Genomic DNA, 17,912 nt, shown 5'->3' on the forward strand with positions numbered 1-17,912 from the left:
TTACTGCTCGGTTGGTTCTGCATGCACCCTAATAAAGGGCGTCAGGCTGCCAGTGCCGGCCTAGCCGGCAAGGGAGCTGGCACGGCCGGCCAGGAGCCTGTGGCGGTTGCGGCAGCGCTCTGACTGGGAAGCGGAAGCGTGCATTCGGCCTCGCGTGCGCGGCGCAGGTGCAGCGGCCCGAACAGGCCCCCTTCCTGCCGCAGATCGATGCGTCCCTGTGAACAGAGGAACAACAGCGCCCAGAACACCCCCACCCGGTCGTGATCAAGATCGGGGGGCGCTGCGTCTTTCCAGGCCTCCACCAGCGCATCGAAGTTCACCCACTCCAGGGCCTCTGGCCACTGCTGCAGGAAGAAGCTCAGGGCGGCAGTGGTTTCAGGCAGTTTCTCCCGGTGGGCCAGGGCGCTCACCTGTTCGATCGCGTCGCGTTCGCTGTAGGGGCGGCTGCGCGGCTTGTGGCGCCGCGGGCCGCTATCGCTCTCCAGCCGCTCGGCGATGTCTTCCAGCTGGCGGATCAACTCGCCGAGGCTCACGGGCCGCTGCAGCGGCGGCGGTGCCACGGGCCTGCGCCAGAGTTGTCGCTCCGGCCGATGGGGCAGCTGGATCCCCAGCGACCAGCTGTCCTCGCCCGGATCCTCGCTCTCGCAAGGATCGGCGACCAGGGCAATGGGCGGAAAGGTCTGGCGTTCCAGCACTTCGGCCTTGAGGCCCACCAGCACTGACGCCGCCAGAAACGCCTCGCTGGTGGCGGCGAGATCCTGCTCATAGCTGCCGCCCTGGCCGGAGCTGAGGGCCACCAGGCGTGGCACCTCGATGCGCTGACGCAGCTGATCGAGGAAACCGTCCACCACGGCGATCACATCGACATCCCAGGGGTCGAGGTCACCGCGCTCGGCGGCCTCCTGAAGCAGGCGGATCGCCAGCCTGGCGCCTGCGTTCGGCACAGTTCTCCCCGATCTGCCGGAAACGTACCCGGTCTGAGGCGACTCAGCCAGCGGCATCCGCTGCCGCGGATCCCCCTGAACTTTCTCCGGCGGCTGGCAACAGGGCCAGCTGGGCGTCCACGGTGGCGCGGTAACGCTGCAGGTCGTCTTCCAGCTCGCGGATGCGCACCTGCTGGGCGTCAATTTCGCTGCGGTCCTGCATCAATTCCACTTTCTTCACCACGCCGATCCACACGGCGAACACCCAGGCGGCGGTGGCGCCGATGCCACCCACCACCAGCAGCAAGGCCGCCAGCGGCAGGGTGACCGCCGCTCCCGGCAGGAAGCGCACGGTGGTGGGATCGGTGTTCTCCAGCGTGAACATCACCGTGGCGAGGCCGAAACTGAAGATCAGCAGGAAATTCAGCTGTCGCATGGCGGGTGGTGGGTCGAGGCTCTGAATCGGGGGCGCATGGCTGGCAGGCCGGTGGCAGCCTCAGCGGAGCGATCCCGTCGACCAGTTTGCGGCACCTCAGCGGAATTGGGCGCAAGCCGTCGCACAGTGCTGGTGATGGTGCTGGGCAGCCGGCAGGATCTCGATTCGCTCAGCCCAGGGCGGGCGCATGGAGCAGGGGCGGCGCCAAGGCCAGCTGCTTGCCCACCGCCCCCCGGATCAGCCCCTTGGGCGTGGGGCCCACCACCTTGGTGAGGGCAACGTCCTCACGGGCCACGAGCGCTTCGATCGAGGCGCGGTAGCTGTCGGTGACGAGGCGCGGGTAAAGACCGATGCCGATGATCGGCACCAGCAGGCAGGAGATCACGTAGATCTCGCGCGGTTCGGCATCCACCAGGCGGGTGTGGGCCGCCAGCTCCACGTTCTCCTTGCCGAAGAAGATCTCGCGCAGCATCGAGAGCAGGTACACGGGAGTGAGGATCACCCCCACGGCCGCCAGGGCTGCCATCACGATGCGGAAGCTGAGCGCGTAGGCCTCACTGTTCACGAAGCCCACGAACACCATCAGTTCCGACACGAAGCCACTCATGCCAGGCAGGGCCAGGGACGCGAGCGAGCAGATCGTCCAGAGGGCGAACATCTTGCGCATCTTCTGGCCCACGCCGCCCATCTCATCGAGCTGAAGCGTGTGGGTGCGGTCGTAGGTGGCGCCCACCAGGAAGAAGAGGCTGGCACCGATCAGGCCGTGGCTCACCATCTGCAGCATGGCGCCGCTGGTGCCAAGGGCACTGAAGCTGCCGATGCCGATCAGCACGAAGCCCATGTGGCTGATCGAGCTGTAGGCGATCTTGCGCTTGAGGTTGCGCTGCGCGAAGGAGGTGAGTGCCGCATAAATGATGTTCACCACCCCCAGCACCACCAGCAGCGGCGCGAACTGGGCGTGGGCCTCGGGCAGCAGCTGAACGTTGAAGCGCAGCAGGGCGTAGCCGCCCATCTTCAGCAGAATGCCGGCCAGCAGCATGTGCACCGGTGCTGTGGCCTCGCCGTGGGCGTCTGGCAGCCAAGTGTGCAGCGGCACGATCGGCAGCTTGACCCCGAAGGCGATCAGCAGGCCCGCGTAGGCCAGCATCTGGAAGCGGGTGCCGAACTCCTTCGCCGCGAGAGTGGTGAATTCGAAGCTGGGCGTGCCGCCGCCATAAAAGCCCATGGCCAGGGCGGCCAGCAGGATGAACACCGAGCCGCCAGCGGTGTAGAGGATGAACTTGGTGGCGGCGTACTGGCGCTTCTTGGCGCCCCAGATCGCCAGCAGCAGATACACCGGCAGCAGCTCCAGCTCCCAGGCCAGGAAGAACAGGAGCATGTCCTGAACAGCAAACACGGCGATCTGGCCGCCATCCATGGCCAGGATCAGGAAGTAGAAGAGCCGCGGCTTGAAGGTGACCGGCCAGGCGGCCAGCACCGCTAGCGCGGTGATGAAGCTGGTGAGCAGGATCAGCGGCATCGACAGCCCGTCGGCGCCCACCGACCAGGCCAGCCCCAGATCAGGCAGCCATTCCACCCGTTCCACCAGCTGGAGCCCGGCCACCGAGGGGTCGTAGCCGTTCAGGTAGGCCCCGGCGGTGACCAGAAAGGTGAGCAGGGCAACGCCGAGGGCGTACCAGCGGATGGTCTTGCCGTCGCCTGGGTCGGGGATGAAGGGGATCAGCAGCGCGGCTCCGATCGGCATCAGGATCGAAACGCTCAGCCAGGGGAAGGCCCCGGTGGAGGCTGTGCCCAGGGCCGCAAGGGCCTCCGGAGCAACGGCAGGGTCAAGCGGCACTGGCCAGGGAATTCAGTTCTGGACGGAGTGTAGAAATGCTCAACTGCCCAGTACCGCCCAGATATGGGATGACACACAGAGCCCGCGCCGAGGCGCGCACTCAGAAGCTGCTGAAGAGCAGCACCAGGGCGATCACGCCGCCGAACACGATCAGCGCATAGAACTGGGCGCGGCCGGTTTCGAAGTACTTGAGTCCTTCGCCGCTGCCCAGGGTCAGCAGGCCGGTGAGGTTCACCACCCCGTCCACCACCTTGGCGTCCACCTCCAGCACCTGACGCGCCAGCTTGCGGCTGCCTTTCACGAACAGGCGGTCGTTGATCGCATCCAGGTACCACTTGTTGGCCAGGAAGGCATTGATGGTGGGGAAGCGGGCGGCCACGGCGGTGGCCATATCCAGCTTGTGCAGGGCGTAGGCCAGCACCGCGATGGTGATGCCGATCACGGAGATCGTCACCGAAGCGCCGGCCAGAGGCAGGAACTCGCCCCAGCTGAAGTGCTCGGCCATCTCGGCGGCCTCGCCGGGGTTGAGCAGGGCGGCGAAGCGGCTGTTCCAGGGCGTGCCGAGCAGTCCGATCAGCACCGAGGGAACGGCAAGCACCGCCAGTGGTGCGGCCATCTGCCAGCCCGATTCGTGCGGGTGGGAGGCGTGGGAGCCATGGCCCTCCTCATGGCTTTCCGGGGCCTTGCCGGCAGCCTGGAGCAGGGCACTGCGGACGCTGAGGTCACCGCCGCGGAAGCTGCCCTCGAAGGTGAGGAAGTAGAGCCGGAACATGTAGAAGGCGGTCATGCCGGCAGTCAGGAAGCCCACCGCCCAGAGCAGCGGGAAGGCGTTGAAGGCCTGGCCGAGGATTTCATCCTTGCTCCAGAAGCCCGCCAGCGGCGGAATGCCGCTGATCGCCACGCAGCCGATCAGAAAGGTGGTGGAGGTGACCGGCATGAAGCGGCGCAGCCCTCCCATCAGGCGCATGTCCTGGGCAAGCACCGGCTCATGGCCCACCACCTCTTCCATGGCATGGATCACCGAGCCGGAGCAGAGGAAGAGCATGGCCTTGAAGAAGGCGTGGGTGACGAGGTGGAACATGCCTGCCTCGGGAGCGCCGCAACCCATCGCCAGCATCATGTAACCCAGCTGTGACACGGTGCTGTAGGCCAGGCCTTTCTTGAGATCCATCTGGGTGAGGGCGATCGAGGCCCCCAGGAAGCAGGTGATCGTGCCGATCACGGCGATCACGGCCTGCACCAGCGGGAAGGGTTCGTAGACCGGCTGCAGCCTGGCCACCAGGAACACGCCGGCGGCCACCATCGTGGCTGCGTGGATCAGGGCGGAGATCGGGGTGGGACCCTCCATCGCATCGGGCAACCACACGTGCAGGGGGAACTGGGCCGACTTGGCCATCGGGCCCATGAACACCAGCAGGCACAGCAGCACCGCCACGCCGTTGGAGAGCGAGCCTTCAGCCACGGCGGCGGAGAGGCCGGCGCCGATCTCCTCGAAGCCGAAACTGCCGGTGGCCCAGAACAGGCCGAGGATGCCGAGCAGCAGGCCGAAGTCGCCGACGCGGTTCACGATGAAGGCCTTCTGGGCGGCATGGGCGGCACCCTCGCGGTCGTACCAGAAGCCCACCAGCAGGTAGGAGCACATGCCCACCAGCTCCCAGAACACATAGATCTCAAGCAGGTTGGGGCTGATCACCAGCCCCAGCATCGAGCTGCTGAACAGGGCGAGATAGGTGAAGAAGCGCACATAGCCCTTGTCGTGGGCCATGTAGCCATCGGAATACACCATCACCAGCAAGGCGATGGTGGTCACCAGCGACAGCATCACGGCGCCGAGGGCATCAACCCGGAACCCCATCTGCAGGTTGAAGGTGCCGGCGCTGGCCCAGTTGAAGAGCACTTCGGTGGCTGGCGCTCCGGCCAGCTGCTCCGCCAGCACGGCGTAACTCAGCACGGCTGCCGCCCCGATCAGGGTGATGAGCAGCAGGGCAACGGGCTTGCGCAGCCGGTTGACGGTGCGGTTGAAGCTGATCAGCCCGAGACCGGTGAGCGCCGCCCCCGCCAAGGGCAGAACGGGAATCAACCAGGCGATTTCAGCGGCCGATGTCATCCAGCTCCAGTTAGCGGCCCCGCGAGTGTAGGCAGCTTCCTGGGCACGGCCGGCCTGTGTGTGGGTGTGCGATCAGCCCAGCGTCCGTCCCAGGGGTCCGTTCAGAAAGGCGCTGGCCGCAGGCCCGATGTAGCGGTGGCTCCACCAGAACAGGCCGATGGCGATGGCGATCCCCAGCTGGGAAGGCCGCAGGAATTCTGTGAGTTGAAGCGTCTGGCGTCCGTCGATCACCGCCAGGAACGGCACCACGGAGGTGCGCGCCTTGAGCTGCTCGAAGGCCTCGCCGAAGCGCGCCCGCAGGCGTCGGTCGCCGTGCCAGACGGCAAACAGGTGGTGGGCGATCAATCCGGCGCAGGTGACCACCATGAAGCTGCTGCCGATCCAGAGCAGGTGGGTGGCGCACCAGAGGATCTGACCGACGGCCTGGGGGTGGCGGCTGATGCGGATGATCCCGGTTTCGTAGAGGCGCACCTGGGGCTGCAGCAGCGCGGGAATCTCCAGCAGGTTGTAGGTGGCGGGATACAGAAAGAAGAAGCTGATCGCTGTTCCCACCCAGATCACAGGGATGAGTCCGGGGGTGCCCTGCAGGGTCCAGAGCCGCACCCCGTCATAGCGATGGGCGAGGAAGTACCCCACCACCACCACAGCGGCCGGAATGCTCACAGCCGCGAACAGCAGGCGCCAGGCCCGGGCCCCGATGCGCTGCTCCCCCCACACGCGCAGGGCGGCCCCGCCGCTGTGCAGCACCGCAAAGGCCACCAGCAGGGCAACCATCACCAGGCTGGTGTGGTGGAGCGGGGAAAGCACGGGGCAGAAGCTGCAGCGGCGATTCTGCTTCGTCCGCCGCGGCATGGCGTGCTGGGCGGCCCGGGCTTTGCTCCTAAAGTTCTCCGTTCATGCCGGCGTCCAGCCCCGGGGTCGTTCCATGGCTGATCTGCCGTTCACCCTCGATCAGCTGCGCATCCTGCGGGCCATCGCCAGCGAAGGCAGCTTCAAGAAGGCTGCCGACAGCCTTTACGTCACCCAGCCGGCGGTGAGCCTGCAGATCCAGAACCTGGAGAAGCAGCTTGATGTGTCGCTCTTCGACCGGGGCGGCCGCAAGGCCCAGCTCACCGAGGCGGGTCATCTCCTGCTCAGCTACTGCGACCGCATCCTGGGCCAGTGCCAGGAGGCCTGCCGCGCCCTCGACGACCTGCACAACCTCAAGGGTGGTTCCCTGATCGTGGGCGCCAGCCAGACCACCGGCACCTACCTGATGCCGCGCATGATCGGCCTGTTCCGGCAGAAGTATCCCGACGTGTCGGTGCAGCTGCAGGTGCACAGCACCCGGCGCACCAGTTGGAGCGTGGCCAACGGCCAGGTGGATCTGGCGATCATCGGCGGTGAGCTGCCCGGCGAGCTCAACGACCTGCTCCAGGTGATTCCTTACGCCAGCGATGAACTGGCCCTGGTGCTGCCGGTGAACCATCCCCTCGCCCGCCTGCCGGAACTCCACAAGGACGACCTCTACCGGCTCAGCTTCGTCTGTCTTGATGCCCAGTCCACCACCCGCAAGATGGTGGACCAGCTGCTGGCCCGCTCCGGCCTGGAAGTGCAGCGTCTCAAGATCGAGATGGAGCTCAATTCCTTCGAGGCGATCAAGAACGCCGTGCAGTCGGGATTGGGTGCCGCCTTCCTGCCGGTGGTGTCGATCGAGCGGGAACTGGCGACCGGATCCCTGCACCGTCCCAACGTGACCGACCTGCTGGTGCGCCGCCAGCTGAAGCTGATCACCCATCCGGCCCGCTACTGCTCCAGGGCTTCGGAAGCCTTCCGCCGCGAGGTGCTGCCGGTCTTCGCCAGCCCCGACAGCCCCTTGCGCCAGACCCCCCGCACCAGCCCTCCGGCCGAAGCCGCCACCACGGTGCTTCAGCCCGCCCCGTGAGCCCGCCTGAGCGAGACCGAAGGTTCCCGCAGGCGGGGGCTCGGGATCAGACTCAGAACTGGTCGCCTTCCGGGGTGATGCCCACGGCGTCGTCGGCAGCGCCGGCAATGCCCCGGGTCTGAAACTTGTTGCCGCTGATGTCGGTCTGGTAGACGCAGCGGACGATCGGCTTGTCGCGGATCGAGCCGATGTAGGCGAAGGTGTTCATGCGCTGCTTGCACTGGCGCATCTGCTCGGAGGTGACGGCGCCCTCCTTCTGCAGCACGCTCCAGTTCTCGCGGCGGATCACACAGCCCGGCTGCAGCGTCGGCTGGGTCACGAAGCTGCTGCTTGGGTTCATGGTGGTGTAGAGCTCCACGTCCATCACGAAGGCGCTCGCACCCCACTGCTTGCAGAACTCGGGGTCGGGCACGGCCAGGTCGAGTTGCTGGCTGCTGGCGATGTTCCCCTGGTTGCCCACGGTGTTGCTGGAGAGCGCCGTGCCGATGCCGATGCCCACCACGAGCACCCCGGCCAGCACCGCGATCGTGGCCACGTTGAACACGAAGGGGCCGCCTCCGGGTTTGCCCCCACCCCCACCCGGTGTGGCACCACCGCCACCGCCGCCACCCCCGTTGCGGGTGGGGCGGGCGGCGCGGGAGCGGTCGCCGGGATCCCGCTCATCGGCGGCGTCGTAACGGGCGGCGTCGTAGCGGGAGCCGCGGCGGTCGTAGGCGTAGTCGGAGCTGGCGTAGTCCGACCCGGCGTAATCGGCGCTGGAGCGGCCGCGGCTGCCTCTGCCATCGCCTCTGGAGAAGGCGCTGCCATCACGGGAGCGGGTCATGTGGAAGCGGCACTGCGGGGCAGGCCCATGGAGTAGTTGAGAACCCGCGCGTCCGGGTTGTAGCGGAGTTCGCCCGCCTGCAGCAGCTGGCGGATCGTGCCCTCCAGCTCCGAACCGATGCGGCGCAGGTTGTATTCGGTGAGCTCGGCGCCGGCGAAACCGGCCACCAGATCACGGAAACGCTGCTGCACCTTCTGCAGCACGCCGGCGTCCCAGAGGAACTCGTTGTCCGGGTCGAGGTCGAGGGTCAGCTGGTGCGGGTCGGGGACCAGTTCACCCCCCTCGAGCCGTGCCGTGAACAGCCGCACATGACGGGTGGTGGACTTGAGCAGCAGGTCGTCGGCCATGGAACGGAGGCGAACGGACGGAGATGGGCCGCCGCAACTCTAGGAACCGCCGGTGCGTGCAGGGCCACGGCAGCCAGGCGCCCGACGTTGGCAGGGGGCATCCTTTTAGGTTGGCGTCTGGTTTTCGTCTTTGCATGCGCGTCGCCATTGCCGGAGCAGGACTCGCCGGCCTGTCCTGTGCCAAATACCTCTGCGATGCCGGCCACACGCCGGTGCTGCTCGAGGGGCGCAACGTGCTCGGCGGCAAGGTGGCGGCCTGGCAGGACGAAGACGGCGACTGGTATGAAACCGGCCTGCACATCTTCTTTGGGGCCTACCCCAACATGCTGCAGCTGTTCGCGGAGCTGGGCATCGAGGATCGCCTGCAGTGGAAGGATCACGCGATGATCTTCAACCAGAAGGAGGCGCCAGGCACCTACAGCCGTTTCGATTTCCCCGACCTTCCCGCCCCTCTCAACGGTGTTGCCGCCATCCTCGGCAACAACGACATGCTCACCTGGCCCGAGAAGATCGCCTTCGGGCTCGGCCTGGTGCCCGCCATGCTCCGCGGCCAGGACTACGTGGAGGAGTGCGACAAATACTCCTGGTCGGAATGGCTGCGCCTTCACAACATTCCTCAGCGGGTGAACGATGAAGTGTTCATCGCCATGAGCAAGGCGCTCAACTTCATCAATCCCGATGAAATCTCCTCAACGGTGATCCTCACGGCCCTCAACCGCTTCCTGCAGGAGAAGAACGGCTCGAAGATGGCCTTCCTCGACGGCAACCCCCCAGAGCGTCTCTGTGAGCCGATCGTGGCCTCGATACGGGAGCGCGGTGGCGAGGTGCACCTCGACAGCCCCCTGCGCGAGATCCGCCTGGCCGCCGATGGCAGCGTGCGCAGCTTCCGGATCGGCGGCATCCAGGGCCAGCCCGGCCGTGAGGTGGAGGCGGATGCCTACGTCAGCGCCCTGCCGGTGGATCCGCTCAAGCTCCTGCTGCCGGATCCCTGGCGCCAGCTGCCCTACTTCCAGAAGCTCGACGGGCTCAAGGGGGTGCCGGTGATCAACATTCATCTCTGGTTCGATCGAAAACTCACCGCGATCGACCATCTTCTGTTCAGTCGTTCGGACCTGCTCAGCGTCTACGCCGACATGAGCAACACCTGCCGCGAGTACGCCGACCCCGACCGCTCCATGCTCGAGCTGGTTTTCGCCCCTGCGGCGGAGTGGATCGGCCGCAGCGATGACGACATCGTGGCCGCCACCCTCGAGGAGCTGCGCCGCCTCTTCCCCGACCACTTCAACGGCGACGACCAGGCCAAGCTGCGCAAGGCCCGGGTGGTCAAAACCCCCCTCTCCGTCTACAAGACCGTGCCCGGCTGCCAGCAGCTGCGGCCCTCGCAGCAATCGCCGATCGCCAACTTCTTCCTGGCCGGCGACTACACGATGCAGCGCTATCTGGCTTCGATGGAAGGGGCAGTGCTGAGCGGCAAGCTGTGCGCCGAGGCGGTCAGCCGGCAGGCGTCCGCGCTGGTGCAGCCGGTGGCGGTGTGAGCGTGCTGGCCGCTTCACCCACCGCCGCTTCCCTCCGCTCCGGCCTGAACCTGGAGCACGCCTACGAGGCCTGCCGCCAGGAAACCGCCCAGTGGGCCAAGACCTTCTATCTCGGCACCCTGCTGATGCCCCCCGCCAAGCGGCGGGCCATCTGGGCGATCTACGTGTGGTGCCGCCGCACCGACGAACTGATGGACAGCCCCCAGGCGCAGCGGCTGCCCACTGACCAACTCGCCGAGCGGCTCGATCGCTGGGAAGCCCGCACCCGCCGCCTGTTTGCTGGCGAGGTGCACGATGCGCTCGATCTGGCCATGGTGGACACCATCCAGCGCTATCCCCAGCCGCTCCAGCCCTACCTCGACATGATCGAGGGACAGCGCATGGACTTGGTCTGCCATCGCTACGCCAGCTTTGATGAACTGCAGCTCTATTGCTATCGGGTGGCCGGCACCGTGGGCCTGATGACCCAGGAAGTGATGGGGCTTGATCCGGCCTACACCACGGCCCCCTGGAGCGAACGGCCCGACACCTCCGAAGCGGCGGTGGCCCTTGGCATCGCCAACCAGCTCACCAATATCCTGCGCGATGTGGGCGAAGACCGCAGCCGTGGCCGCATCTATCTGCCGCAGGAAGATCTGCAGCGCTTCAACTACTCGGAATCCGACCTGATGGCGGGGCTGCTCAATGAAAACTGGCGGGCCCTGATGGCCTTTCAGTTGCAACGCGCCCGCTACTGGTTCGGCCGTTCGGAGGCGGGGGTGCGCTGGCTGGCGGCCGATGCCCGCTGGCCGGTGTGGGCCTCGCTGCGGCTGTATCGCGGCATTCTCACAGTGATCGAGCAACTCAACTACGACGTTTTCAACCACCGGGCCTACGTTCCCAAGCCCTTCAAGCTGCTCGACCTGCCGCTCTCCTACGTGATCTCCCAGGCCCGCTGAACCTCTGCAGTGGCCCCGGCCTCCGCCTGCAGCCAGTCCAGCAGGATCGGATTCACCCGTTCGGGAGCTTCGTCATGAGGGCAGTGCCCCAACCCCGGCAGCACCTTCAGTTCCTGCACGCAGGGGAAGAGGCGCGCCCAGCATTCGGCTTCGGCTGGCGCTTCCCACGGATCCTCTGCTCCCCACAGCATGCGCACCGGCACGGTGAGCTCGGCAAGCAGCTCCGGTGCCAGGTGGTCGTCGAACAGGTTGACGAAGCCGCGGAAGCTCTCGGGCGCTCCGGCATCGGTACTGGGCCGGTGCAGCAGCTCCACCAAGGCGTCGTCGATGTTGGCGCCGCTGGGGTATGCCCGCTCCAGCACCTGACGGATGAAGGCAGGCCGGGCCAGGGCGCGGAACAGGGGAGCCACCAGCCAGCGCTGCCGCACCAGTTGCTTCACCAGGGGACGGCTCCAGCGCTCCAGCAGCGGCAGTTCCGCCACGCGCTTTTCATCCAACGTGCGCTGGGCGCAGTCGATCAGGATCACCTGGGCCAGCGGAACGCCGCGGGCCACCAGCAGCTGGGCCGCCCTTAGGGCCACCACGCCGCCGATGGAATTGCCCACCAGATGCACGCGGGCGGAGGGAGCGTGCTGCAGGGCCACCTGCTGCACGAAATCCGCCACCTGCTCGGCCCACAGATCGAAGCAGTAGCGCACCGCTCCGGGCTGCTCGGCTTCATCGGCCAGGCGGGAGCGCGGCTTGTCGCTGGCGCCGAATCCGAGCAGATCGATGGCGCACACCGAGAAGCGGCTGGCGATCACCGGCAGGTTGTGGCGCCAGTGGCCCAGGCTCGCGCCGAACCCGTGAATCAGCACCACACGTTGAAGCCCCGCCGGTTCGGGGCCGGCGAGGCAGCGGTAGCGGATGGTGTGACCCTGCCAGGTCCAGGAGGAGGAGGCAGGGCTTGGCGCGGTGGAAGCCAGCGGGTGGGTCAAGGCAGCATCGCCGCCGACCGGCGGAACGGGGTGCTGGCTCAGACCGTGGTGGCTGTCTGGTTGGCCAGCAGGGATTTCAGTTTGGCGAGCTCACCGGCCCAACGCGGATCGGGGGCGCCTTCGGTGATGGTGTCACTGTGCACCACCTTGTTGACGGCCTTGCGGGCCGCCACGGGAGCGGCACCGCCGGCGGCGGGCCGGCGATCGCCGGTGCCGGGGCGGCTGTCACGGCGCTCGGAGCGCTCGATGCGCAGGCTGTTGCCGCCGAAGTCGTGGCCGTTGAGCTGCTCGATCACGGTGTCGGCCAGTTTCTCATCCTCGACATTGGCGAAACCGAAACCACGGCAGGCACCCGTTTCCCTGTCCTGAACGGTCTTGAAGCGCACGCCCTCGGCGATGGAAGTGAACAGAGCATCGAGCTCGGCGGCATCGAAAGTCTGCGGCAGATTGCCGACGTAGAGACGAACACTCATGGGAGGAGGGGGGAGAGAAGGGAGGTGGCGGCCTGCGCCATCGGGTGAACGCACCGGCGAAACGCAGGGCAGCGCAGGAGGCGCCAAAGAGCGATCGGGGAGGTGTTTCTGACGTTCAGGAACTGGACGTCAACCGTTGCCGTTCGGGCTTCGATGAAGCGATGGAAGATGCCTGTACACAGAGCAGTCAATCACGGCGCCGGTCCAGCCAGCCAGCGACGCGCCGCCGCCAGGGCCTCCTCGCTGCTCTCCAGGCGGCCGAAGGCGCGCTCGATCGTCAGGTGGGCCAGCAGTTCGCCCAGCCGCCGTGACGGGGCCAGCCCCAGCCGCTGCTGCAGTTCCGTGCCGTCGAGCGGGGGCCTGGGATGAAAGAGAGGATCGCCCGGATCACGCCAGCGGGGCAGCCACTCCCGCGCAAACGGCAGCGGCAGCATGAGCAGCAGGGCGGGCAGGTCGTCCTCCAGGTCGCGGTGAAAGTGCACCTGCTCCCGTTCCGAGCCGAACGGGGCGGCGGGATCCCGCACCCCGCCGGGCCCCTCCAGCTGCGCCCGCCAGCTCCGCAGCAGTCCGCAGCGCCGCTGCAGCGCCCGGCTGGCATGCAGCCGCCCCCAGCTGGCGGCGTCGAGCAGCGTGGCCAGGCGTGCCAGGGGCAGGGCCACGCGGGCTTCGTCTTCGCTCAGGCCCCTGGCTGCGGCCGCCGCCGGGGTGAGCTGTCGCAATGCGGCACCGGCGGCTTCATTGCCGGCTGCACCGCCTTCCACAGCGTCCGGCTGGCGCCAGGCGTCCAGCAGGCCGATCGTCAGCACCCGGGCCAGCCCTTCGCCGCCGCCGGCGCACGCCGCCAGCTTCTCCAGCTCCACCCGCACGCGCTCCACGGCCACTTGGTCGATCCGGCGGCTGTGGTGCTGGATCCAGGCTGCGCTGGTGGCGTCGAGGTGAAAGCCCAGTTCCGCGGCCAGTCGCTCACCTCGCAGCAGTCGCAGCGGGTCGTCCAGCAGGTTCGCTTCGCTCACGGCCCGGATCAGTCCCGCCGCCAGATCGGTCAGGCCGCCGCTCGGGTCGAGCAGCTGGCTGCTTGCCGCCAAGGGCAAGGCCAGGGCGTTGAGACAGAAGTCGCGGCGCAGCAGATCGGTGGCCAGGTCCGTGCCGGCCTGGCGGGCCAGATCCACGCTCCAGCCCCGGATCACCAGCCGGGCGATCGAGCGCTCCTGATCCAGCACCACGCAGCGACCACCGTGCTCCCGGCTCAGCCGCTCGCCCAGGGCAATGGCCTCCACCGGCACCACCAGATCGAGGTCGGGCCGCTCCCCCAGCCGCCCGAGCAGGCCATCGCGCACGGCGCCTCCCACCAGGGCGGTGCCCGCAGGGAAGGCCGCCGGAGGCACCGGCCAGCGTTCCGTCGCCAGGCGGCGGCGCAGCAGAGCCGTGGCGGCGGCCAGATCCAGAGGCACGCTGGCCTGGCCCGCCAGAATGGCTGCATTCGGAGACCACTCAGGCATGTGCATCTGCGTGGATTGCCACTGGGTGGACCGCTGCCAGGCCTATCACGCGGTGGAGCGCCAGCACGGCGTCGAGCATCTCGCCGTTGCCCCCGACTTTCGCCCGGTGGATCCACGCATCCATGTGCAGGTGATGGATCTGCCGGAGAACCGCGTGGGCGTGGAATGGGACGTGCGGTCCTGCGCCAGCTTCCAGGCTGAACCGGGCCGCTGGCAACGGCTGCGTCCTCTGGCGGCGGTCCCGCGGTGATGGACGCTCCTGCCTGGGGCCTGGCCCTGCACAGCAGCAGCGAGGTGCTGGGAGTGGCGCTCCAGTCGCTGCTGGAGCCGGAGACGCCGCCCTTGATCCACACCTTCCCGCTGGGGCGCCGGCTCTCCAACGATCTGCTCGCCTGCGTGGAGGAGGTATTGCCAGCCTGCCGCTGGCCGCAGCTGGCACGGCTGGCGGTGGCCACCGGGCCCGGTGGCTTCACTGGCACCCGGCTCACCGTGGTGATGGCCCGCACGCTGGCCCAGCAGCTGGCTCTGCCCCTGGATGGTGTCAGCAGTTTCCTGCTGGTGGCGCGGCGCCTCTGGCAGGACGGAGAGCCGCAGACGGCCGCCGATCCGTTCTGGCTGCTGCACGAGCTGCCGCGCCGAGGTGTGGTGGCGGGTGCCTACGTGCTCGATGCAGGGGCTCCAGGGGGGGTGGTGGAGCGCCAGCCGCCGCGTCTGTTCGCCGACGCCGATGCCGTGCCTCCTGGCCCACGGCTGCCGGCGGTGGTGGAAGCCAGAGCCGATGTGGCCCAGTTGCTCGCCTTCAGCAAGGCGGCGGCGTTGGCCGGCGGGCCGGCCCCCTGGAGCACGGTGCTGCCGATCTATCCCACCAGCCCCGTGGGGGGAGAGGGTTGATGCGCCGCCTGGTGCTGCTGACGTTGCTGACGGCGGGCAGCTTCTGGCTGGGACGTTCCCTGCTGGTGCCGCCGGCTTCGCCGCCCCAGCTCATCCTCGTGCTGGGCGGTGACGTGAAGCGCGAGAAGGTGGCCGGGCGCTTGGCGACTCAATACCGTCTGCCGGTGGTGGTCAGCGGCGGCAGCAACCCGGAATACGCCCGCTGGCTGTTCGATCAGGAAGGCCTGCGGCAGCAGCAATACCGGCTGGATTACCGCGCCCATGACACGCTTTCCAACTTCACCACCGTGGTGGATGATCTGCGCCGTGGCGGCATCCGTCACGTGCTGCTGGTCACCAGCAGTGATCACATGGACCGGGCCCTGCTGGTCGGCCGGGTGGTGGCCGGCAGCCGCGGCATCCAGCTGACGCCCGTGGCGGTCTCCTGCGGGGAGCACTGCCATCCTGAGAGCCTCCCCAAGCGCTGGGGCGACGGCCTGCGGGCCGTGGTGTGGGTGCTCAGCGGGCGGGATCTGAAGAACTGGGCGCAAGCGCAGCACGCTCAGACCCGGGCCTGATCAGGCCCTCATTCAGCAAGGCATTGATCTGGTCCTGGCAGGCCTGGGTGGTCGCCAGGAGGTCTTCGCGACGGCGCGAGGCGGGCGGCGGGATCGGCTGGCCGATACGGATGTGGATCGGCACCAGGCGTGGCCAGGTACGGCCTGCGCCCATGGCCCGGTGGCTGTTGACGATCGCCACCGGCAGCAGGGGCACGCCGGCCCGTGCCGCCAGCAGAGCAGCGCCCGCCTGCGGCTGGTTGACGCGGCCGTCCAGCTGCCGGGTGCCATCGATGAACACCCCGGTGGCCCAGCCCTGGGCCAGCCGTGCTGTGGCGACCCGAATGGCTTCGCGGTCGCTGGCCCCCCGCTGCACCGGGTAGGCCCCGCAGGCGCGAATGATCGGGCCCAGCAGGGGGACCCTGAACAGCTCTGCTTTTGCCATGAAGGCCACGGGTCGGCCCAAGGCGTGGCCCAGCAACGGCGGGTCGAAGTGGGAGCCGTGGTTGGCCACCACCACAAGTGCACCCTCCGTGGGCACATTTCGATTGCCGCTGGTGCGCCCACGGAACAGGATCCGGTAGAGCGGGAACACCAGCAAATAGCTGATCAGCCGGTAGGTAAGGCTGGGGCGGGGATTCAACAGCGCCAGCGGATCGGAGGAATCCAGCCCTTTGGATTCGCTCAAAGCGCCAGGTCGGCCGCCGCGCCGATCTGGGCGGTGGCGAGGCCGGGGACTGCCCGGCGCAGCAGGCCGCTCAGCACGTTGCCCGGCCCGACCTCCACCACGGTTTCGATCGCTAGCCGCGGGAACTGGTCCATGGTTTCGCGCCAGCGCACCCCCGTGACCATCTGCTCGCTCAGGCGCTCCTTGAGCAGGGCGCCGTCAGTGGCCGGGGTGGGATCGGTGTTGCTGAGCACCGGAATGGCCGCATTGGCGAATGGGACCTGCTCCAGGAGCTGGCGAAAGGCGGCCGCGGCTTCTGCCATGAAGGGGGAATGGAAGGCCCCCGACACAGCCAAGGGGATCGCCCGCTTGCAGTTGATTCTCTGGCACAGGGCCTGAACCGCCTCGGTGCTGCCGGAGAGCACCACTTGGGAGGCGCTGTTGTCGTTGGCGATCACCACCCCTTCGCTGGCGGCGATCCGTTCGTCCAGCTCCTCCCGGTTGAAGCCGATCACGGCGGTCATCGACCCGCCACCAGCGGCGGCCATCAGCTCGCTTCGCTGCCGCATCAGGGCCAGGCCTGCCTCAAGGTCGAAGACACCAGCGGCGTAGAGCGCCACCAGCTCCCCAAGGCTGTGTCCGGCCACAAGATGGGCGCAGCGGCCCATCCCCTTGAGCGCGTCGACCAGCAGGCTTTCCAGCACGAACAGGGCCGGCTGGCTGTTGCGGGTGTCGTTCAGGTCGGCCGGCGCGGTGGGATCACTGAGCGGTTCACCGGCGCAGATCGCCAGCAGATCCCTGCCCAGGAGATCCGAAGCAGAAGCAAACCGCTCGCGCGCTCCGGGCAGGTCGAGCAGATCGCCCACCATTCCCAGCTTCTGCGATCCCTGGCCGGGAAACACCCAGGCAATGCCCATCCTGTTCGTCTTGAACGGAATCTGAGATTACGGCGACGCCCTGGCCAGCCCCCTCAGCCGCCGGGTCCACGCCAGCGGAGCAGCGCCGCTCCCCAGCTCAGCCCGGCGCCGAAGCCACTGCTGGCGATCAGGTGGCCAGGCTGGATGCGGCCATCACGTACCGCTTCATCGAGCATCAGCGGGATCGTGGCGGCAGAGGTGTTGCCGTAGGCCGCCAGGTTGCTGAGCACCCGCTGGTTGGGAATGGCGAAACGCTGGGCCACCGCATCGAGGATGCGCTGGTTGGCCTGATGCAGCAGCAGCCAGTCGAGCTCGGCCGCGGTGGTGCCAGTGGCGGCGAGCAGCTCCTGCAGCACGGCCGGCACTTCCTTGACGGCGAACTTGTACACCTCCTGGCCGTTCATGTGGATCGGCGCGAAGCCTCCGCGCTGGGCCGTGTGGCCGTCGAGCAGCGCCTGCCGCTCCTCCCGCTGCGCCAGGGTCAGGCAGGCGGCGCGGCGGCCGTCAGAACGCATGCGGAAGCCCAGCAGGCCATCCCGCTCGCCTTCACAGGCCTCCACGGCGATGGCGGCGGCGGCGTCGCCGAACAGCACGCAGGTGCGCCGGTCGTCCCAGTCGACCCAGCGGCTGAGCTGGTCGGCCCCGATCACCAGCACCTTGCGCGCGCTACCGGCGCGGATGTATTGGGCTGCGGTGATCAGGGCGAAGAGAAAGCCGCTGCAGGCGGCTGTGAGATCGAAGGCCACGGCGTTGGTGGCCCCCAGCCCCGCCTGCACCCGCGGCGCGGTGCCAAACAGGTCGTCCGGGCTGGAGGTGGCCAGCAGGATCAGATCCACCGTCTCCGCCGACCAGCCGGCGTGATCAAGGGCGTTGCGGGCGGCGGCGGTGGCCATCGACGTCACCGTTTCCGTGGGCCCGGCCACACGGCGCGCAGCGATGCCGGTGCGGCTGCGGATCCACTCATCGTTGGTGTCGACGCGAAGGCTCAGCGCGTCGTTGCTGACGATCAGAGCGGGGAGCGAACTGCCGCATCCCACGAGCGCCATGCCTGCGCCCATCCGGCCAAGCGCCACCGACTCACC

At 68.0% G+C, this 17,912-nt stretch carries 19 protein-coding genes; 6 read left to right on the plus strand and 13 right to left on the minus strand.

Annotated elements, in window-relative coordinates:
- Positions 1 to 41: 41 nt before the first annotated feature.
- The 5 genes from KBY86_RS10925 to KBY86_RS10945 all read right to left on the minus strand — a co-directional run bounded on the left by KBY86_RS10925 (position 42) and on the right by KBY86_RS10945 (position 6,155).
- Positions 42 to 944: a segregation/condensation protein A gene (locus tag KBY86_RS10925; protein ID WP_233132890.1), complete on the minus strand. Its 903-nt coding sequence runs from the start codon at positions 942 to 944 to the stop codon at positions 42 to 44.
- A gap of 43 nt (positions 945 to 987) precedes the next feature.
- On the minus strand, positions 988 to 1,359 hold the full coding sequence (locus tag KBY86_RS10930) for a lipopolysaccharide assembly protein LapA domain-containing protein (RefSeq protein WP_094511648.1): 372 nt from the start codon (positions 1,357 to 1,359) through the stop codon (positions 988 to 990).
- Between the two features lie 169 nt (positions 1,360 to 1,528).
- Complete coding sequence (locus tag KBY86_RS10935; protein WP_233132916.1) at positions 1,529 to 3,103, minus strand: NAD(P)H-quinone oxidoreductase subunit 4; 1,575 nt, start codon at positions 3,101 to 3,103, stop codon at positions 1,529 to 1,531.
- Positions 3,104 to 3,296: 193 nt separating this feature from the next.
- Positions 3,297 to 5,303, minus strand: a complete 2,007-nt coding sequence (locus tag KBY86_RS10940) for an NAD(P)H-quinone oxidoreductase subunit 5 (RefSeq protein ID WP_255141104.1) — start codon at positions 5,301 to 5,303, stop codon at positions 3,297 to 3,299.
- 72 nt (positions 5,304 to 5,375) lie between these two features.
- Complete coding sequence (locus KBY86_RS10945) at positions 5,376 to 6,155, minus strand: NnrU family protein (RefSeq protein ID WP_094511639.1); 780 nt, start codon at positions 6,153 to 6,155, stop codon at positions 5,376 to 5,378.
- Between the two features lie 73 nt (positions 6,156 to 6,228).
- Here KBY86_RS10945 and KBY86_RS10950 point away from each other — a divergent pair, with 73 nt between their 5' ends.
- Positions 6,229 to 7,227: a LysR family transcriptional regulator gene (locus KBY86_RS10950; protein ID WP_094511634.1), complete on the plus strand. Its 999-nt coding sequence runs from the start codon at positions 6,229 to 6,231 to the stop codon at positions 7,225 to 7,227.
- Positions 7,228 to 7,279: 52 nt separating this feature from the next.
- Here the strand turns inward: KBY86_RS10950 and KBY86_RS10955 are convergent, their stop codons facing one another.
- Together KBY86_RS10955 and KBY86_RS10960 are read right to left on the minus strand one after the other, a co-directional pair.
- Positions 7,280 to 8,050, minus strand: a complete 771-nt coding sequence (locus tag KBY86_RS10955) for a DUF3172 domain-containing protein (protein WP_255100075.1) — start codon at positions 8,048 to 8,050, stop codon at positions 7,280 to 7,282.
- The gene (locus KBY86_RS10960) at positions 8,047 to 8,397 is read right to left on the minus strand and encodes an NAD(P)H-quinone oxidoreductase subunit M (RefSeq protein ID WP_094511629.1); all 351 of its coding nucleotides are present in this window, start codon (positions 8,395 to 8,397) and stop codon (positions 8,047 to 8,049) included. The genes KBY86_RS10955 and KBY86_RS10960 overlap by 4 nt, the downstream gene beginning before the upstream one ends.
- A 134-nt stretch (positions 8,398 to 8,531) precedes the next feature.
- On the opposite strand from KBY86_RS10960, the gene pds reads away from it, so the two are divergent.
- Together pds and KBY86_RS10970 are read left to right on the plus strand one after the other, a co-directional pair.
- Positions 8,532 to 9,932, plus strand: a complete 1,401-nt coding sequence (gene pds, locus KBY86_RS10965; protein ID WP_094511624.1) for a 15-cis-phytoene desaturase — start codon at positions 8,532 to 8,534, stop codon at positions 9,930 to 9,932.
- Positions 9,929 to 10,870, plus strand: coding sequence for a phytoene synthase (locus KBY86_RS10970; RefSeq protein WP_094512340.1), 942 nt, complete (start codon positions 9,929 to 9,931; stop codon positions 10,868 to 10,870). The genes pds and KBY86_RS10970 overlap by 4 nt, the downstream gene beginning before the upstream one ends.
- On the opposite strand, the gene KBY86_RS10975 is transcribed toward KBY86_RS10970, so the two are convergent.
- The 3 genes from KBY86_RS10975 to KBY86_RS10985 form a co-directional block, all read right to left on the minus strand.
- Positions 10,846 to 11,847: an alpha/beta fold hydrolase gene (locus KBY86_RS10975; RefSeq protein WP_255141105.1), complete on the minus strand. Its 1,002-nt coding sequence runs from the start codon at positions 11,845 to 11,847 to the stop codon at positions 10,846 to 10,848. The genes KBY86_RS10970 and KBY86_RS10975 overlap by 25 nt on opposite strands.
- 38 nt (positions 11,848 to 11,885) lie before the next feature.
- The gene (locus KBY86_RS10980; RefSeq protein ID WP_094511619.1) at positions 11,886 to 12,320 is read right to left on the minus strand and encodes an RNA-binding protein; all 435 of its coding nucleotides are present in this window, start codon (positions 12,318 to 12,320) and stop codon (positions 11,886 to 11,888) included.
- A gap of 191 nt (positions 12,321 to 12,511) precedes the next feature.
- Positions 12,512 to 13,819, minus strand: a complete 1,308-nt coding sequence (locus KBY86_RS10985) for a CCA tRNA nucleotidyltransferase (RefSeq protein ID WP_255141106.1) — start codon at positions 13,817 to 13,819, stop codon at positions 12,512 to 12,514.
- On the opposite strand from KBY86_RS10985, the gene KBY86_RS10990 reads away from it, so the two are divergent.
- From KBY86_RS10990 to KBY86_RS11000, 3 genes are read left to right on the plus strand one after another with little or no spacing between them, the layout of a single operon-like run.
- On the plus strand, positions 13,818 to 14,069 hold the full coding sequence (locus tag KBY86_RS10990; RefSeq protein ID WP_094511615.1) for a Ycf34 family protein: 252 nt from the start codon (positions 13,818 to 13,820) through the stop codon (positions 14,067 to 14,069). The genes KBY86_RS10985 and KBY86_RS10990 overlap by 2 nt on opposite strands.
- Positions 14,069 to 14,710, plus strand: a complete 642-nt coding sequence (tsaB, locus tag KBY86_RS10995; RefSeq protein ID WP_255141107.1) for a tRNA (adenosine(37)-N6)-threonylcarbamoyltransferase complex dimerization subunit type 1 TsaB — start codon at positions 14,069 to 14,071, stop codon at positions 14,708 to 14,710. The genes KBY86_RS10990 and tsaB overlap by 1 nt, the downstream gene beginning before the upstream one ends.
- A complete protein-coding gene (locus KBY86_RS11000) occupies positions 14,710 to 15,267 on the plus strand; it encodes a YdcF family protein (RefSeq protein ID WP_255141108.1) in 558 nt (185 codons plus the stop codon). Before tsaB ends, KBY86_RS11000 begins: the two co-directional genes overlap by 1 nt.
- Here the strand turns inward: KBY86_RS11000 and KBY86_RS11005 are convergent.
- From KBY86_RS11005 to KBY86_RS11015, 3 genes are read right to left on the minus strand one after another with little or no spacing between them, the layout of a single operon-like run.
- Complete coding sequence (locus tag KBY86_RS11005; RefSeq protein WP_094511609.1) at positions 15,209 to 15,934, minus strand: 1-acyl-sn-glycerol-3-phosphate acyltransferase; 726 nt, start codon at positions 15,932 to 15,934, stop codon at positions 15,209 to 15,211. The two genes, KBY86_RS11000 and KBY86_RS11005, sit on opposite strands and share 59 nt — an antisense overlap.
- Complete coding sequence (fabD, locus tag KBY86_RS11010; RefSeq protein WP_094511607.1) at positions 15,931 to 16,830, minus strand: ACP S-malonyltransferase; 900 nt, start codon at positions 16,828 to 16,830, stop codon at positions 15,931 to 15,933. The genes KBY86_RS11005 and fabD overlap by 4 nt, the downstream gene beginning before the upstream one ends.
- Before the next feature lie 53 nt (positions 16,831 to 16,883).
- Positions 16,884 to 17,876 (minus strand): beta-ketoacyl-ACP synthase III, encoded by a 993-nt coding sequence (locus KBY86_RS11015; RefSeq protein WP_094511605.1) that lies wholly within the window; start codon positions 17,874 to 17,876, stop codon positions 16,884 to 16,886.
- Positions 17,877 to 17,912: the final 36 nt, after the last annotated feature.

It is taken from the genome of Synechococcus sp. Lug-A (genome assembly GCF_024345655.1).
In the GTDB taxonomy this organism is placed as follows: domain Bacteria; phylum Cyanobacteriota; class Cyanobacteriia; order PCC-6307; family Cyanobiaceae; genus MW101C3.